The organism is Agarivorans sp. QJM3NY_29 (assembly GCF_050870835.2).
Lineage (GTDB): Bacteria > Pseudomonadota > Gammaproteobacteria > Enterobacterales > Celerinatantimonadaceae > Agarivorans.
On the sequence record NZ_CP194036.2, the window covers coordinates 280946 to 297582 of the forward strand.

Annotated in this window: 14 protein-coding genes; 7 read left to right on the forward strand and 7 right to left on the reverse strand. The window is 46.0% G+C overall.

Annotation, left to right across the window (positions count from 1 at the left end; genetic code table 11):
- The first annotated feature begins 66 nt into the window (after positions 1-66).
- From ACRRS0_RS01285 to ACRRS0_RS01300, 4 genes are all read left to right on the forward strand, one after another.
- Positions 67-1140, forward strand: a complete 1074-nt coding sequence (locus tag ACRRS0_RS01285) for a LysM peptidoglycan-binding domain-containing protein (protein ID WP_432455014.1) — start codon at positions 67-69, stop codon at positions 1138-1140.
- A complete protein-coding gene (gene dprA, locus ACRRS0_RS01290) occupies positions 1141-2244 on the forward strand; it encodes a DNA-processing protein DprA (protein ID WP_432455013.1) in 1104 nt (367 codons plus the stop codon).
- A gap of 2 nt (positions 2245-2246) precedes the next feature.
- On the forward strand, positions 2247-2720 hold the full coding sequence (locus ACRRS0_RS01295) for a DUF494 family protein (RefSeq protein ID WP_432455012.1): 474 nt from the start codon (positions 2247-2249) through the stop codon (positions 2718-2720).
- A gap of 143 nt (positions 2721-2863) precedes the next feature.
- A complete protein-coding gene (locus tag ACRRS0_RS01300) occupies positions 2864-3442 on the forward strand; it encodes a DNA topoisomerase family protein (protein ID WP_432455011.1) in 579 nt (192 codons plus the stop codon).
- A gap of 236 nt (positions 3443-3678) precedes the next feature.
- Here the strand turns inward: ACRRS0_RS01300 and glnG are convergent, their stop codons facing one another.
- The 4 genes from glnG to glnA all read right to left on the reverse strand — a co-directional run bounded on the left by glnG (position 3679) and on the right by glnA (position 8286).
- Positions 3679-5088: a nitrogen regulation protein NR(I) gene (gene glnG, locus ACRRS0_RS01305; RefSeq protein WP_432455010.1), complete on the reverse strand. Its 1410-nt coding sequence runs from the start codon at positions 5086-5088 to the stop codon at positions 3679-3681.
- A gap of 12 nt (positions 5089-5100) precedes the next feature.
- The gene (glnL, locus tag ACRRS0_RS01310; protein ID WP_432455009.1) at positions 5101-6156 is read right to left on the reverse strand and encodes a nitrogen regulation protein NR(II); all 1056 of its coding nucleotides are present in this window, start codon (positions 6154-6156) and stop codon (positions 5101-5103) included.
- 76 nt (positions 6157-6232) lie between these two features.
- Positions 6233-6775 (reverse strand): DUF4124 domain-containing protein, encoded by a 543-nt coding sequence (locus ACRRS0_RS01315; protein WP_432455008.1) that lies wholly within the window; start codon positions 6773-6775, stop codon positions 6233-6235.
- A gap of 104 nt (positions 6776-6879) precedes the next feature.
- Positions 6880-8286 carry a glutamate--ammonia ligase gene (gene glnA, locus ACRRS0_RS01320; RefSeq protein WP_432455007.1) on the reverse strand — a complete coding sequence of 469 codons (1407 nt, stop codon included), beginning with the start codon at positions 8284-8286 and terminating at the stop codon, positions 6880-6882.
- 340 nt (positions 8287-8626) lie between these two features.
- Here glnA and typA point away from each other — a divergent pair, with 340 nt between their 5' ends.
- Positions 8627-10450: a translational GTPase TypA gene (gene typA / locus ACRRS0_RS01325; protein WP_432455006.1), complete on the forward strand. Its 1824-nt coding sequence runs from the start codon at positions 8627-8629 to the stop codon at positions 10448-10450.
- 252 nt (positions 10451-10702) lie between these two features.
- On the opposite strand, the gene cls is transcribed toward typA, so the two are convergent.
- Both cls and ACRRS0_RS01335 read right to left on the reverse strand, forming a co-directional pair.
- Positions 10703-12151 (reverse strand): cardiolipin synthase, encoded by a 1449-nt coding sequence (gene cls, locus ACRRS0_RS01330; RefSeq protein WP_432455005.1) that lies wholly within the window; start codon positions 12149-12151, stop codon positions 10703-10705.
- Between the two features lie 105 nt (positions 12152-12256).
- The gene (locus ACRRS0_RS01335; RefSeq protein WP_432455004.1) at positions 12257-13813 is read right to left on the reverse strand and encodes a SulP family inorganic anion transporter; all 1557 of its coding nucleotides are present in this window, start codon (positions 13811-13813) and stop codon (positions 12257-12259) included.
- 194 nt (positions 13814-14007) lie between these two features.
- Between ACRRS0_RS01335 and ACRRS0_RS01340 the strand changes: the two genes are divergently transcribed.
- Both ACRRS0_RS01340 and dtd read left to right on the forward strand, forming a co-directional pair.
- Positions 14008-14892 carry a virulence factor BrkB family protein gene (locus ACRRS0_RS01340; protein ID WP_432455003.1) on the forward strand — a complete coding sequence of 295 codons (885 nt, stop codon included), beginning with the start codon at positions 14008-14010 and terminating at the stop codon, positions 14890-14892.
- Complete coding sequence (dtd, locus tag ACRRS0_RS01345) at positions 14889-15326, forward strand: D-aminoacyl-tRNA deacylase (protein WP_432455002.1); 438 nt, start codon at positions 14889-14891, stop codon at positions 15324-15326. The genes ACRRS0_RS01340 and dtd overlap by 4 nt, the downstream gene beginning before the upstream one ends.
- A 32-nt stretch (positions 15327-15358) precedes the next feature.
- On the opposite strand, the gene ACRRS0_RS01350 is transcribed toward dtd, so the two are convergent.
- Positions 15359-16627 (reverse strand): hypothetical protein, encoded by a 1269-nt coding sequence (locus ACRRS0_RS01350; RefSeq protein WP_432455001.1) that lies wholly within the window; start codon positions 16625-16627, stop codon positions 15359-15361.
- Between the last annotated feature and the right edge of the window lie 10 nt (positions 16628-16637).

Here is a 16637-nt window from a genome sequence, read left to right on the forward strand (position 1 = left end):
GTAATTCTAGTCATTTATCTGACTAAAAAACAGCTTTGCATAATAGGGATGTCGTCGGGAGACACTATGAAAGGGATTAAATGGGCTTGGTTAGTGGCTGCGTTACTACTTGCGGGTAACCTAATGGCCGACACTTTGCGTTTAAAAGATGACTTCCCCGAAGTGTATGTGGTGAAGAAAGGCGATACCTTATGGGACATCTCGGCGCTTTATTTACACTCTCCCTGGTTATGGCCACGCTTATGGCAATTTAACCCACATATTGAAAATCCGCATCTGATTTATCCTGGTGATCGCTTATCGCTAATTTATGAAAATGGCGAGCCACGCTTAGTGCGCAAGCGGATCGTTAAGAAATCACCACAGGTGCACATTGAAGAAAAAAAGCAGCCTATTCCAACCATTCCTCTGGCGGCGATTGGCAGTTTCTTGTCGCATGATCATGTGATTGACCAGCAGTCGCTACAAGATATCCCTTATGTACTCGGTGATAACGATGCTGAGTCGCGGATTGCTTTAGGGCGGGCTATTTATGTTCGAGGTGAGGCCGAACCGGGTAAATATTACGGGATCTATCGAGTCGGTGATAAATATACAGATCCCGAGACTAAAGAAAATTTAGGGCAAAAACTGAATTTTATTGGAGTTGGTTTGGCGGAGCGCTTACACCCAAATAATATGATCCAGTTTAAGGTTGTTCAGGTACTAAAAGAAATTAATCAAGGTGACATCATACTGGCGTTGCCTGACCAAGACCGCTTACCCGCCTATTTTGTGCCAAATAATAAGCAACTTGCTTCGCCCGGGGTGATTCTTTCTGCTGCCACAGATACCTCTGTAATGAGTCGTAACGATGTAGTGGTGATTAATAAAGGTATTCGTGACCATGTTGCGCCGGGGGATATGTTTGCGATTACTCAACCCGGCCAGGTGATGATTGATAAGGTACAACGCAAGTCCTACGAAGAGACGGCTAATCATTACGATAGATTGTTTAATAAGGAAGATCAGCGGGTGACCTTGCCGAATGAAAAAGTGGGCGAATTAATGGTATTTAAATCTTATGATAAGGTCAGCTATGCCATTATTACCGACAGTAGAGTGATGGTGCGGGCTAATTATTTGGTCGAGAGTTTATAGTTGCTGCCGAGCTTAACGCTTGAACAGTACCTGCGGCTGGCCGGAGTGCCCCGCTTTTCTCCCAGCCGCCTGTTGGCGGTCTTAACTCGTTGTAGTGTAGAACAATTATTTGCTGCAGATGCCAAGCAACTTGCTGCCTGGCAGTTTAGTGAGGCGCAAATTAAGGCGCTGTTGCACCCAGAACAAGTGCGTATGTCGCTTGCCCTGCGTTGGTTAGAGCAGGAGCGATGTCATTTATTGGGTTGCTTCGACCCGCTTTATCCCGAATGTTTAAGACAAATACAGCGGCCCCCTTTGCTGTTATTTGTGCGAGGCCATCCAACCTTACTCAGCAGCCAGCAACTTGCAGTTGTGGGCAGTCGTCATGCGAGTTGGCGGGGCCTACAGCAAGCTCAAGACTTTGCTCGTCAGTTAACACAACAAGGACTAACTATTACCAGTGGCTTGGCTTTAGGCGTTGACGCTGCAGCCCATAAGGGTGCTTTGCAGGCAAGGGGCGACGGCACGATTGCAGTCGTGGCGACGGGGCTTGATCGCGTTTATCCAAAACGGCATCAGGCTTTGGCGCATGAGATTGCGGAACAAGGCGCGATGGTAAGTGAGTTTTGGCCCGGTACCGCTGCGAAGGCTAATCACTTTCCTCGGCGAAATCGTATTATCAGTGGTTTAAGTTTAGCGGTCTTGGTGGTCGAAGCCGGGCTGCCTAGTGGCTCTTTACTCACCGCAAATTATGCCGCTGAACAGGGCCGTGATGTATTCGCTGTCCCTGGAGCTATTGATGACCCTTTGCATGTAGGTTGCCATCACTTAATTCAGCAAGGCGCTAAATTAGTCACCTCTGCGGCCGATATAACAGAAGAGTTAGTTGGTTTTGTTGCTCAGCCAGAACAGCATTTAGCGTCGCTGGAGCAAAATATGCAAGAACAAGATTTGCCTTATCGGCAATTGTTGGATAACTTAGCATATGAGAGCACTTCAATTGATGATTTGGTCTTAAGCACTCAACAACCTGTTGATGCTGTACTGGCTCAGTTAACTGAGCTTGAGATATTGGGTGTTGTGGCCGTCGTGCCAGGTGGTTATGTGAAGCTGAGGAGGAACTAGTTATGTTTGATATCCTCATGTATCTATTCGAAACTTACATTCATAGTGATGTAGAGCTGCTGATGGATCACGATGAGCTTACAGAAGAGCTTAGCCGTGCGGGATTTCATAAAGAAGAGATCTATAAGGCCTTAGATTGGTTGGAACAACTTGCAGCCTTGCAAGATAGTGACAAACAACCTTATTTGAATCCTTCAGATATACCATCATTACGCATTTATACTGCGCCAGAAATTGCCAAGTTAGATGTTGCTTGTCGAGGTTTCCTACTGTTCTTAGAACAGATGAAAGTCTTGAATGCTGAAACACGTGAAATGGTAATTGACCGGGTGATGGAGCTTGACGGACCAGAACTTGAGCTGGAAGATTTGAAATGGATCATTTTGATGGTGCTATTCAATGTTCCCGGTAGTGAGTCGGCCTATCAGCAAATGGAAGAATTGTTATTTGATCTTGGTGACGGGCCTCTGCATTAAAGTGCTTAGGTTTGAAGCGATGATACACCGCTAACTGGCGGTGTTTCAGGCTGCTTATTGCTCAATCAGACACGCCGCTGTCGAATTAATACGCCTCAACCTGCAATTTTGTTATGCTTAGCCAAGTTGAATGAGGTGTAGCCATGTCCAAAATTGATCCTAAATTGTTTTCTGCGCATGAACATGCCTTAGAGAAAGAATACGAGGTTTGTCCCAAGTGTGGTGGTGAGCTGCAGCATCGCAGTAGTAAATCGGGAGCTTTCTTGGGATGCAGCCAATATCCCAGCTGTGATTATAGCCGTGCTCTACACCAGCAAGACCACTCCTTGGAGAAAGTTTTACCCGGTACTATTTGTCCCGATTGTGGTGAGCCCTTGATGTTGCGACAAGGCCGCTATGGCATGTTTATTGGTTGCAGTGCTTTCCCCCAATGTCAACATATCGAATCGGCTCAGCCGCAAGCCGAAGACTCGCCCGATATCCAGTGCCCTGCCTGCGGTAAAGGGCAACTGGCGAAACGTCAATCTCGTTATGGTAAAACGTTCTATGCTTGTGATTGTTACCCGAAATGTTCGTATGCGGTCAATGATAAGCCAGTCGCGAAAGCTTGCCCAGATTGTGGCTGGAAACTATTAGTACTGAAAAAAACCGCAGCAGGAATACGTGAAGTTTGTCCGCAAAAAAACTGTCAGTATAAGAGTGCACCAATCGAGCAGAATTAAACTGGCGCAAACATTAAGAAAATAGAAAGGGAAGCGAGCTTCCCTTTTTGCTGGCTTTATATCGCACCGCGTGTGAGATAAACAGTTATACCAATCTAACTCATGATCGGTTCATTTCTACTGGCCTAAATCACCGCTAACGGCGTGATGTATTTTGTCATTAGAGCCACTAATTACTGATTATCGGCAGATTTATGCTGCGCAATAAGTTGAGCACATAATGAGTCGGATTGGTATTAGTCTTCGACGTTCAGCTCTTTGAGTTTACGGGTGAGCGTGTTTCTCCCCCAGCCTAATAAGCGAGCGGCTTCTTGTTTATGCCCATGGGTATGTTCTAAGGCGGTGGTGAGCATGATCCGTTCAAAGTCGGGCATGGCTTCACCCAGAATATCAATTTGTCCCGAGACTAACTGTTGCGACACCCAAATTTTTAGCAGGGTTCTCCAGTTTCCTTCACTATTCTCCTCGTGTTCGGTGACGACCGGTTTGCTTAACTCAGTCGGAAGATCCGCCGGTAATACTTCTTGACCACTGGCCATCACCGTAAGCCAGCGGCAAACATTCTCGAGTTGTCTTACATTACCTGGCCAAGCGAGTTGCATCATGAACCTTTGGGTATCTTTGTGTAAGGATTTACTCTCTACATTTAGTTCTTTGGCGGCCTGGCTTAAGAAGTGTTTGGCGAGTGATGGAATGTCTTCACGACGTTCACCCAGAGATGGTAAGTGAATTCGAATCACGTTGAGGCGATGGAATAAATCTTCACGGAAGTCGCCTTCGGTCACTTTCTTCTCTAGGTTCTGGTGGGTTGCCGCAATGATCCGTACATCCACTTGAACAGGTGAATGGCCTCCGACCCGATAAAACTGTCCATCCGCTAATACCCGTAATAAACGAGTCTGAATATCGAGAGGCATGTCACCAATTTCATCTAGAAATAGGGTACCGCCGTTGGCTTGTTCGAAGCGTCCATGACGAATATTGTTAGCACCCGTAAATGCCCCTTTTTCGTGGCCAAATAGTTCAGATTCGATTAAATCTTTAGGGATCGCGGCCATGTTTAAGGCAATAAAGCTGCCATTTGCGCGGGGGCTGTGTTTGTGCAGTGCATGGGCAACCAGCTCTTTACCGGTCCCCGATTGACCGTTAATCAAAACTGAAATGCTAGAGCGGGATAGGCGTCCAATCGCCCGAAACACTTCTTGCATCGCAGGTGCTTCACCAATAATTTCTGGTGCGGGAGAACTGGGTTTGCTACTGACTTTATTACCTTTTTGCTCGCGGGAAACGGCAACGGCCCGTTCGGTTAAGGCGACTGCTTCATCAATGTCGAAGGGTTTGGGTAAGTATTCGAATGCGCCCCGTTGATAGGCATTTACCGCACTATCGAGATCGGAGTGGGCGGTCATAATAATCACCGGCATTTCTGGAAAATGGGTCTGGGTTTTTTCGAGTAAACTTAAACCATCCATGCCTGGCATTCTAATATCAGAAATAACCACATCGGGCTGCTCGTAATCGAGCTGCTGTAGCATCAATTCTCCATCGGCAAAGCTTAAGCAGTCGTAGCCCGCAGTTTTTAATGCTTTTTCCAACACCCATCTGATAGAGCTGTCGTCATCAACTACCCATACTGTTGCTGCCATCTTAGTACATCCTTAACGTCTTAGGGGAAGATGAATGGTAAACTCGGTGTGACCCGGCCAACTTGCGCATTCAATCTTGCCTTTATGTTGATTGATTAAATTTTGTGCGATTGATAAGCCCAAACCTGTACCGCCTTCTCGTCCCGTGACCATAGGGTAAAATAGGGTGTCGAGAAGTTCGGTTGGTATGCCTGGGCCGTTATCGATGATTTTAATTTCTGCTGCTAATCTGAAGCGCCGGCCCGCAATGGTGGCTTGGTGCGCGGTTCTGGTGATGATATTGATGGTTCCGCCTGCAGAGCCAAGCGCTTGAATTGCATTCTGTACAATATTGAGAAAAGCCTGCAGTAATTGTTCGTGGTCCATTTCAAAATCGGGAATACTTGGGTCGTAATCACGATCGATGGTGATCCCCTCGGGGAGTTCGAAGCCAACTAATTGGCGTACTTTTTCTAATACCGAATGCACATTGTGTAATTCGTGTTGACCGGGACGCTGTGGCCCGAGTAAACGATCAACCAGTTTTCGTAATCGATCCGCTTGCTCGATGATAATGCCAGTGAACTCTTTCAGTTCTGGATTTACCAGTTCTTTTTCCAATAGCTGTGCTGCGCCCCGTAATCCACCTAGTGGATTTTTTATCTCGTGAGCTAAACCGCGCACCAATTCCTTGGCCGCTTGTTGCTGAGCGTGTTGATAAAGTTCCTGTGAGATTTTCTTTTGTTGGCCAATGGCACGCATTTCTAACATTAAGCGATAGGAATGTTGCTCTTGTAATCGGGTCGCCGAGAGCTCGACCAAGGCATGATGGTTATCAAACACCAAGGTGACTTCGTTGTCGGTAAAGCTTTGACCAACCCCGCAGATGCTGCCTAACTTACTTAGGTCTAGTGAGCTGTGTTTAATTTGTAAAGTCAGTGGTTCGTTGATCAGCCGTTTCGCACTTTGCCCGAGTAATTGCTCGGCCGAAGCATTCACATATTGGATATTGAGTTCAGCATCGAGCAACACAATCGCTGTTACCTGATTTTCAAGTACCAAGCGCTCTAGCCCAGAAATCTTCAACACAACTCTCTCCTGAATGGGTTGCACCACTTTGGTGCCTCTGCACTAATTTTAACGCTAAAAAGCAGAGAATGAGAACTTAGCTTCCCCCTGCTGTAGTGCTTACGCTGCCTGATGTTTTAGCACGGTGCAAAAATATGGTTATTGTTTCGGATGATGCAATAAGCTTGCCCGAACTATCGACTAGCTGCACTTGAATTGTGTGGGCGCCTCGATCAATGTTGGTGAGTTGAAAATGAGCTTGTTTAGATAACTGGCCTTGAGGCAGCTGATCGAGCACTAATTTGTAGCTCATGCTGTTATTTGGTGCGGGGGAGGTAGCGGCTTTGATGGTTATTTTACCTTGATTATCCCTGATTGTTTGTTCATTCAGTGGCTGGCTGATATTTAATTGATATTTGATGGTTTTTTCAGCTTTCTTGACTGCTGCCCGAGGGCTTACCAGTGGCCCTTGAGTTGCTGGAGGGACGGGGTTGACCTCTAATTGAGTGGCACCCGCTTGCGGCTGATCGGAGAAGTGAGTGACACCTTGTGCATCCACCCATTGGTAGACGGTGTTGTTTGCTTGGGCGCTGAACAATATGCAGTGCATCGCTAAAAAGATCGTTAAATATTTACCCATCTTTATTTCCTCTGAGCTAATTAATTAAGGTGGGCAAGATTTACATGAAAAGCAATAAAAAAACCCGCTTAAAAGCGGGTTTTTGAAGCGATTTAACGTTTTGTTTATACGCTGTAGTACAATTCGAACTCAACTGGGTGAGTTGTCATGTTAATGCGTTCAACGTCTGCAGCTTTCAATGCGATGTAAGAATCGATGTAATCATCACTGAATACGCCACCGGCAGTTAAGAATTCGCGGTCAGCATCTAGATTCTTCAGTGCGTCTTCTAACGAAGTTGCAACTTGTGGAATGGCTGCAGCTTCTTCTGCTGGTAGGTCGTACAAATCTTTATCCATAGCATCGCCAGGGTGGATCTTGTTCTTGATCCCGTCAAGGCCAGCCATCAACATGGCAGAGAATGCTAAGTATGGGTTGGCTGATGGGTCAGGGAAGCGAACTTCGATACGACGTGCTTTTGGAGATGGAACCACTGGGATACGAATTGACGCAGAACGGTTACGTGCTGAGTAAGCTAGCATTACCGGGGCTTCAAAACCAGGGACCAAACGTTTGTACGAGTTAGTCGAAGCGTTCGCAAAAGCATTGATTGCTTTCGCGTGTTTGATGATACCGCCAATGTAGAACAATGCAGTTTCAGATAGGCCACCGTATAGGTCACCAGCAAACAAGTTTTCGCCGTCTTTCCAAATAGATTGGTGAACGTGCATACCGCTACCGTTATCACCAACAACAGGCTTAGGCATAAAGGTTGCTGTTTTACCGTAAGCGTGAGCAACGTTGTGGACAACATATTTAAGAACTTGAGTTTCATCGGCTTTTTCAACAATTGAGTTGAATAAAGTTGCGATTTCGTTTTGACCAGCGGTTGCTACTTCGTGGTGATGCGCTTCAACCGTTTGGCCCATTTCTTCAAGTACTAAACACATTGCAGAACGTAGGTCTTGTGAAGAATCGACAGGGGCAACTGGGAAGTAACCACCTTTCACTCCAGGACGGTGACCAGTGTTACCATCTTCGAAGTGCTTGTCTGAGTTCCAAGATGCTTCATCAGCATCAATTTTGTACATAGAACCTGACATGTCAGTTTTGTATTTAACATCATCAAACAGGAAGAACTCTGGTTCTGGACCAAAATAAGCTGCATCTGCAACGCCAGTAGAGCGCATGTAAGCTTCAGCGCGCTTAGCAACTGAACGTGGGTCACGGTCGTAACCTTGCATCGTTGCGGGTTCAAGAATATCACAACGAAGGTTCAGAGTGTTTTCTTCAGTGAAAGGGTCTAATACGGCAGTAGATGCATCTGGCATCAAAACCATGTCAGATTCGTTAATGCCTTTCCAGCCAGAAATAGAAGAACCATCAAACATTTTACCGTCGGTGAAGAAATCTTCGTCAACCTGGTGAGATGGGATAGATACGTGTTGCTCTTTACCTTTAGTATCAGTAAAGCGTAAGTCAACGAATTTAACTTCTTGCTCTTTAAGCAAAGCTAAAACTTCTGCAGACATGTTTTTAACCTCCGGTGTCATCAAAATTGATGGTTCAAACGATTTAGTAGTATTTATGACGAATTAACGTTGTTGTGTTGCTTCAAGCTAAAATTGTGCCAACACATAAGGCCTTGATATATATGGTGGTACTACGACTAGGCATCAAATTAGTGCAAACTAACGCACCTTGTTGGTGCTATCTTTGTCCATATTGGTGCATGAGCTTTTGAGCAGATCAATCATACCCTAATTGCTAGTTAGAAAAACCGTGATCAACTTAAAACTATGAGAATTTGTCGTTTATATGTACAATAGCCCACTTTTTGATTTTACCTCATTATATAAAGGGCTAAACGCCGTGCTAGATAAGTTAAGAAACATCGCCATTATTGCTCACGTCGACCATGGGAAAACTACCCTGGTAGACAAGCTATTGCAGCAATCAGGAACTCTAACTACCCGTGGCGATGCTGAAGAGCGAGTCATGGACTCTAACGATATTGAAAAAGAGCGTGGTATTACGATTCTTGCAAAGAATACTGCTATCGAATGGCATGATTACCATATCAATATCGTAGATACTCCTGGACACGCCGACTTTGGCGGCGAAGTAGAACGTGTGATGTCAATGGCTGATTCGGTCTTGCTGTTGGTTGACGCACAAGAAGGCCCAATGCCGCAAACCCGCTTTGTGACTCAAAAAGCTTTTGCTCAAGGCCTGAAGCCAATTTTGGTGATCAATAAAATCGATAAGCCTGGCGCTCGTCCTGATTGGGTGATGGATCAAGTATTTGATTTATTCGATAACCTCGGTGCCACTGATGACCAATTAGACTTTAAAGTTGTTTACGCATCAGCTATCAATGGTTGGGCGACAATGGATTTAGATAATCCATCAGACAATATGGAACCACTGTTCCAAGCGATTGTAGATAACGTTGCACCTCCAGCCGCTGATCCAAACGGCGATTTCCAAATGCAAATCTCTCAGTTGGATTACAACTCTTATGTCGGTGTGATTGGTGTTGGCCGTATTACCCGCGGCAGTGTTGTGCCAAACCAGCAAGTGACCATTATTGGTGCTGATGGTAAGAAACGTAACGGTAAAATAGGCCTCGTGCTAAATTACCTCGGTCTTGAGCGTAAAGAAACTTCTCTCGCGGAAGCGGGTAACATTATTGCTATTACTGGTTTAGGCGAGTTAAAAATCTCTGACACCATTTGTGATACCAATAATGTAGAAGCTTTAACTCCTTTAAGCGTAGATGAACCAACGGTGAATATGACCTTCCAAGTGAACAACTCTCCGTTTGCTGGTAAAGAAGGTAAGTTTGTGACCTCTCGAAATATTTTAGAGCGTTTACAAAAGGAAATGGTGCATAACGTTGCATTACGTGTTGAAGAAATGGATGACCCAGATAAGTTCCGCGTATCAGGCCGTGGTGAGCTTCATCTGGGGATCTTGATTGAAAACATGCGTCGTGAAGGCTTTGAACTTGCAGTATCACGTCCAGAAGTAATTCTACGTACCGTTGACGGTCAACTAGAAGAACCCTATGAAACAGTGACCATTGATGTTGAAGAAGCGCATCAAGGCAGTGTTATGGAGCAAATGGGCATTCGTAAGGGTGACCTTACAGATATGGCACCAGACGGCAAAGGCCGTGTTCGCATGGACTTCCTAATGCCAAGCCGTGGTTTGATGGGTTTCCAAACTGAATTCATGACACTCACTTCGGGTTCTGGTTTGATTTATCATACTTTCGAGTGTTACGGTCCACACAAAGGCGGCACCATTGGTCAACGTCAAAATGGCGTATTAATCTCCAATGCTACCGGTAAAGCACTGACTTACTCGTTGTTTAACTTACAAGACCGAGGTCGTTTGTTTGCTAAACATGCTGACGAAGTATACGAAGGTCAGATTGTTGGGATCCATACCCGTGAAAACGACCTAACGGTAAACTGTTTGAAAGGTAAGCAGCTCACCAACGTTCGTTCTTCTGGTACCGATGAAGCTCAAACCCTTACGCCGCCGATCGTGTTAACTCTAGAGCAAGCTTTAGAATTTATTGATGATGATGAACTGGTTGAAGTAACGCCAGAGAGTATTCGTATTCGTAAGCGCCATCTTACTGAAAACGATCGTAAGCGTGCAGCTCGGCCACCAAAAGCGCCATAAGCTGTGCTTATGACTTAAAAATTAACAAAGGCAGCGCAAGCTGCCTTTGTTGTTTCTGGAGCCGATTAAATGCAAATACCTGTTGTATACCAATCTAACTCATTATCTGTTCACTCTTACTGGGCTCAATCACCGCTAACTGCGTGATGTATTTTGTGATTAGAGCCATTAATTACTGCGCTTCATGTCTGGTTATCTGCGGATTTATTCAGCGCAACAAGTTGAGCATATAATTAATCAGCTTGGTATTACTCAAAGCAGGGGACTCACCACGTGTAATAAGTTCTCGATGAGGCGTCGGTAAAGAGGGCGTTTACGCCAGGCGATAGGGTCAATTTGGCTGCTCTGATCTAGATAAGTTCGTACAGTCTGATATAAGTTTTGAGCATATTGATGATCATCGATGATGCTGGTGACTTCAAAGTTTAACCAAAGGCTGCGCATGTCTAAGTTTACGCTGCCCACCAGAGCTACTTGTTGGTCGATAAGCAAGCTTTTGGTATGTAACAATCCTCCTTTGAAGCGGTAAATTTTAACGCCAGCATCTAATAATTGCTGGTAAAATGAATGACTGGCATAGCGAACTAAGAAAGAATTATTTCGTGCAGGTAAAATTAGCACCACTTCTACACCGCGATTAGCTGCGCTAACCAAGGCCATTTGTAGACTTTCGTCGGGAACAAAATAGGGGCTGGTCAATATAATTTGCTGTTGTGCGACATACAAAGAAGTTAGCAGCAGTTGGATGATATGGTCTCCAAAGATGCCCGGTCCCGAAGGCATAATTTGCATTGACTGCTGCCCCTTAACTGCAAATGAGGCTTCAAAACTGATGGCCTCAATTAATGGCGTATCGGTTTCCATCTCAAGATCGTAGGCCACCACCGCTTGTAGGTTGATGGCAGCAGGGCCTTCGACCCGTAGCATCAAGTCGACCCATAGCCCAAAGCCACTGGTTTGCTGAAATAATCGAGGATCCACCAAATTCATTGAACCGGTATAAGCGATTTTCTGATCGAAAGCGGCAATTTTTCGGTGCAAACGTAAGTCGACACGTTGCAGTAACATCCGTATCGGATTGGCGTGCAGCGCTTCCACAACATTGACCCCCGCTTGTGCCAGTTGCTGTCGTTTCACGGAACGAAGAAACTGCCGAGAGCCGACCGAGTCGGCGAGCAGGTAAACGCTGAGTCCTCGGCTTGCTGCAGCGGCTAATGCATCCAGTAAGGGGTCCACTAAACCGCCCTCCTGCACAATGTAAAATTCAAAATAAATACTTTGTTGTGCTTGAGAGGCATCTTCGGTGAGTCGTCGTAAAGTCTCCAGCGAGTCATCTAAATTGGTGAGTTGATTGCCGCCTAGGATCGGTAGGCCTAGCAGTCGTCGGGTGAGTCGATTGAGTGGCTCTGCTTGGGCAGAGCAGGCATGCTCCTGCACATAAGGAGAGCGACTAAATTGATGGATGCTTTGTTTATACTTTACTTCTATTAAGCGTGCGCGTTTCACGCGTAAGCGTCCTAGATAGCGCTCACCAAATAATTGGTAGCAAATAATACCGAGTAGCGGAATTGCGATAATAAGTAGCAGCCAGCTCAGAGTCACACCGACAGGGCGGCGTTTGATCACCACTTGAAAGATCACCGCAATGATCAGCAGGGAATAAATTAGTAGCGCTAAATCAGATAAGACGGTATCTAACAACAGCTTCTCACCCCAGTTCAAATGATAGAGTTTAAAATTAGCATGAATTCAATAAAAAAGCCGCGACTAGAGAGGCGCGGCTTCGGTGAGCGATAATGCTGAGCGTTAACCTAAGGTGTCACTCGCTACTTTATAGCTTGGATCTTCAATCAGATTCACTTCAACCATGCTTCCGGCTTTACTTAATAGCTTACGGCATTCAGGGCTAAGGTGTTTAAGATGCAGCATTTTACCTGCTTTTTCATAACGTTCGGCCAAGGTATCGATAGCTTCGATAGCTGAGTGGTCACTCACTCGTGATTTAGCGAAATCGATCACGACATCTTTTGGGTCATTCTCGGGATTAAATAGCTCGAGAAAGTTGGCTGTCGAGCCAAAAAATAATGGACCATCTAACAGATAAACTTTGTGCTCTTCATCAACACTCTCGGTGGTGATATAGATGTGTTTGGCATGTTGCCATGCGAAGACCAGCGCCGATACGATCACGCCAATCACTACGGCGATGGCTAAGTCGGTGAATACGGTGACCACCGAGACCAAGACAATCACGAAAAAATCGGCCTTAGGAACTTTATTCATCATTCGTAGACTGGCCCATTCGAAGGTGCCTAATACCACCATGAACATCACCCCAACTAAGGCAGCTAAAGGGATCATTTCAATTAGAGAAGACCCAAATAAAATGAAACAAAGTAGTGCGAGTGCGGCTGTAATCCCAGAGAGACGACCGCGGCCGCCGGAACGAATGTTAATCATGCTTTGGCCTATCATCGCACAACCACCCATCCCGCCAAAGAAGCCTGTGGTCACGTTAGCAACCCCTTGGCCAATACATTCTTTATTACCGTGTCCTCGGGTGCTGGTCATCTCATCAACCACGGTCAGAGTTAATAGTGACTCAATCAGGCCGATCGCTGCGAGTACCACGGCATAGGGCAAGATGATGGTTAAAGTTTCAAGATTCAGCGGAACACTTGGAATGGCAAAGTTGGGTAGGCCACCAGCAATGGTCGCATCAGCGTGTCCGGTCATGCTACGCACAAAATCTACCACCGTACGGGCGTCTAAACCGAGCAGGTGAACCGCTACAGTTACGCCTACAATTGCAACCAGCGAGGCTGGCACTGCATTGCTAAGTTTGGGTAGAAAATGAATTATTGCCATGGTGGCTGCCACTAAAGCTAACATGGTCCACAATTGGGTTCCTTGCATCCATTCTAAGTCACCGAGGGCATTGCTAACTTTAAATTGGCTCAGTTGAGCTAAGAAAATCACAATGGCTAAGCCATTGACGAAGCCGAGCATCACCGGATGGGGCACCATCCGGATAAATTTACCTAAATGACATATACCCGCCAGAATTTGCAGTATTCCCATTAATACTACCGTGGCAAACAAGTATTGCACGCCGTGGTCGGCGACCAGTGCAACCATCACCACTGCTAATGCACCTGTAGCACCGGAAATCATTCCGGGGCGGCCTCCGATGATTGCAGTAATCAAACCAACCATAAAGGCCGCGTACAAGCCGACGAGGGGCTCGACGCCTGCAACAAAAGCGAAAGCGACCGCTTCGGGGACGAGTGCAAGTGCGACGGTTAAACCTGAGAGCAGGTCATTTTTAACCGTGGCTCCTCTAAATCTTGGAAATTCAAACATGTAGTTAGGATCCGGTGAACAACGAAACGAAATGGGGCAGGATTCTAGCATTAAATGTGATTTAGTTCAAAAAAACATCACCCAAATAAGTATCTATAGTGCTCGATAAAGATACATAAGCCCTTGTTAAACTTGAGTTGCGCCCTTAACTGAGTCATTCTTTGCAAGAATAATTATTTTTGGGGCAAGGGATCATGGCGCAATGGTTAACGGCAAGTCGCTGGCAAGGGCTGTGGGTTGAGGCGCAGGACTTTAGCGGATTTCTGCTCGAACGGATCAAAGATGGCAAACTGACCATGATCGCCAGTTCTCTCGCCTATGTGACCTTACTCTCTTTAGTGCCTCTGGTTGCAGTGACTTTTTCCATCATCAGCGCCTTTCCGGTGTTTGCTGGTTTTCAACAATTGATCGAAGATTTTGTGTTTAATAATTTCGTTCCCGCCTCTGGCGATGTGGTGCGAGAGAATTTGCGTGGCTTTGTGGATAACGCGTCGAAAATGACCACCGTTGGGATTGTTGCCTTAGCTGTGATCGCACTGATGTTAATTTCCTCCATCGATAAAAGTTTAAATATGATTTGGCGAGTGACGGTTAAGCGTCGCTGGCGCAGCGCCTTTCCCATTTATTGGATGATTTTGACGCTGGGTCCCTTATTGATGGGGGGCAGTTTGGCGCTGAGTTCTTATATTTTCTCGATACAGTTATTTGCCGATGAGACTCTATTGGGGATCTGGAACCAATTGCTACGGGTGGTACCGTTGCTGTTTTCTATTGGAGCCTTTTGTTTGCTTTATTTATTGGTACCGAATAAGCAAATCCGCTTTGTGCACGGTTTTACTGGTGCGGTGGTTGCAGCCTTGTTGTTTGAAGTGTGTAAACGTGGCTTTGCCTTTTACGTTTCGTCTTTTCCTTCCTATCAAGTTATTTATGGCGCACTAGCCAGTATTCCTATCTTGTTTGTTTGGGTTTATTTAAGTTGGATTGTGGTGTTGTTTGGTGCTGAAATTACTGCCGCTTTAGGTGAATTTACTCAGTTGAAAAATTCATCGCCAAATTCTGTTATTGAGGAATCGTCATGATTGCATTGATTCAAAGAGTGCGCCAAGCCAGTGTTAGCATTGAGGGGGAAATGACCGCAAGTATTGGTGCTGGCTTATTAGTATTGCTCGGTGTAGAGCAAGCTGATGATCAGGCCAAAGCAATTAAACTTTGCGAGAAGGTGATTAAATATCGAGTCTTTCGTGACGCTCAGGGGAAAACCAACCTAAATCTACAACAGGCCGGCGGCAGTTTGTTGGTGGTATCGCAATTTACCTTGGTCGCAGAAACCGATAAAGGTTTACGACCGGGATTTTCTAAGGCGGCCACCCCGGATCAAGCTAAATTTCTTTACCAATTTTTCGTGGAGGCTTGCCGGGACCGAGGGCTGGCTACGGAAACGGGCACTTTTGCCGCCGATATGCAGGTTTCCTTGGTCAATGATGGGCCAATGACCTTCTGGTTGCAGGTGTAATTAGGCAGCCACTTGTTGACAGCCTAATCTACTTAATTCACTGCGATTTTATTCATGCTAAATTCACTGTCGTTGAACACTAGCTGACTCTGGTCTCGGCCTGCTTGATGCTCTAAGTAACCCGCCTGACGTAGTGCCAAAATATAGGCAGCCAAGGGGCTGTAGCTAAATAGCTGGTCACTCACATCGATGTTTAGTTTTAAGTCTAAATAACGTAAGAGCTGTAAGGGCTTAGATATCTCGGTGAGCTCAAAGGGCAATAGCTTGGCCAGTCCAGAAAGTTGTAGATCGCCCTTTAGTACGGTTTGTGAGTAATTTGAATCGATGTTCACGGCGAGCTGATCAAGCTGCCAGTCGAGTCCCGCTGCGACGATTTGTTGTACCAGTGGATCCAGCGCGCTTGCTTGGGTCTGCTGCTGTTTGAGTTGGCTCAATTGAATTAAACTATCCATTGGCATCCCCCCTAATTGAGAGCGTAAGCGCAGTTTCTCCATCGTGAGATGTTGTTCACCTTCTGAAAAATGGAGCTTACCGAGTTCGCCATTAATCCCCAAATAAGCCTTTTGTTGCTGTTCGCTAAATTGGTTGTTGACCTTCAGTTGCTGTAAATCGAAGCTCATATGAGCTTCGGCGAGTTGAAAGCTGAGGCTGGCGACCGACCAGTTAGCTTGCTCGACTAGTGTCCATTGCTGATGTTGGGTAAAACGTTCACTGAGCTGTATTTGCCCAATCGAGATGAAATCGCCTTGCTGTTGGTGGTCAGTTAAATGCATTCCTTGCCAATCGAGATTCAACTCTCCTTGCTGCATGGCTAAGTCGCTGGTGAGATTAAGCTGTAAAGGGGCTACGTTTAGTTCGACTTGTTGCAAGGTTTGTTGAAAGCCCTCTAGCTTAAATTGCTGGGTCAGTCGTTGTCGGATAATATTTGCCTGCCAACGCCCTTGATGCGCGAAAGGTGCGAGTTGGTAATGTTGCAGTAGCGCTTGATAGTCAGCTTGCTGCGGGTCAAATTGCCATTCTCCAGTTAACCACAGCGGCCAAAAGGTCACTCGTTGTTGAATCACTAGGTTCACGGCTCGGGGAGCTAAACCCAATTGTTGCAAATCGCCTTGAAGTTGCCAGGTTTCGTTCTGCTGCCACCAGTTGCTGTTGTCGATTTGCCGACTCAGTTGCCATTGCTGTTGCTGTGCGAGTTGAGTGAGCCATTGGCTGACTTGCTGCTGATATTGATAATGGCCGAGGCCTTGAGCAAGTCCAAGTAAGCCGAGTAGTAACAGCGCGCAGAGCAATAATTTTTTCATTTCAGCAGGT

Coding starts and splice junctions, on each gene's coding strand:
- ACRRS0_RS01285 (WP_432455014.1), top strand. CDS start 67: ATGAAAGGGATTAAATGGGCTTGGTTAGTGGCTGCGTTACTACTTGCG.
- ACRRS0_RS01295 (WP_432455012.1), top strand. CDS start 2,247: ATGTTTGATATCCTCATGTATCTATTCGAAACTTACATTCATAGTGAT.
- ACRRS0_RS01300 (WP_432455011.1), top strand. CDS start 2,864: ATGTCCAAAATTGATCCTAAATTGTTTTCTGCGCATGAACATGCCTTA.
- glnG (WP_432455010.1), bottom strand. CDS start 5,088: ATGGCAGCAACAGTATGGGTAGTTGATGACGACAGCTCTATCAGATGG.
- ACRRS0_RS01315 (WP_432455008.1), bottom strand. CDS start 6,775: ATGGGTAAATATTTAACGATCTTTTTAGCGATGCACTGCATATTGTTC.
- glnA (WP_432455007.1), bottom strand. CDS start 8,286: ATGTCTGCAGAAGTTTTAGCTTTGCTTAAAGAGCAAGAAGTTAAATTC.
- ACRRS0_RS01335 (WP_432455004.1), bottom strand. CDS start 13,813: ATGTTTGAATTTCCAAGATTTAGAGGAGCCACGGTTAAAAATGACCTG.
- ACRRS0_RS01340 (WP_432455003.1), top strand. CDS start 14,008: ATGGCGCAATGGTTAACGGCAAGTCGCTGGCAAGGGCTGTGGGTTGAG.
- dtd (WP_432455002.1), top strand. CDS start 14,889: ATGATTGCATTGATTCAAAGAGTGCGCCAAGCCAGTGTTAGCATTGAG.
- ACRRS0_RS01350 (WP_432455001.1), bottom strand. CDS start 16,627: ATGAAAAAATTATTGCTCTGCGCGCTGTTACTACTCGGCTTACTTGGA.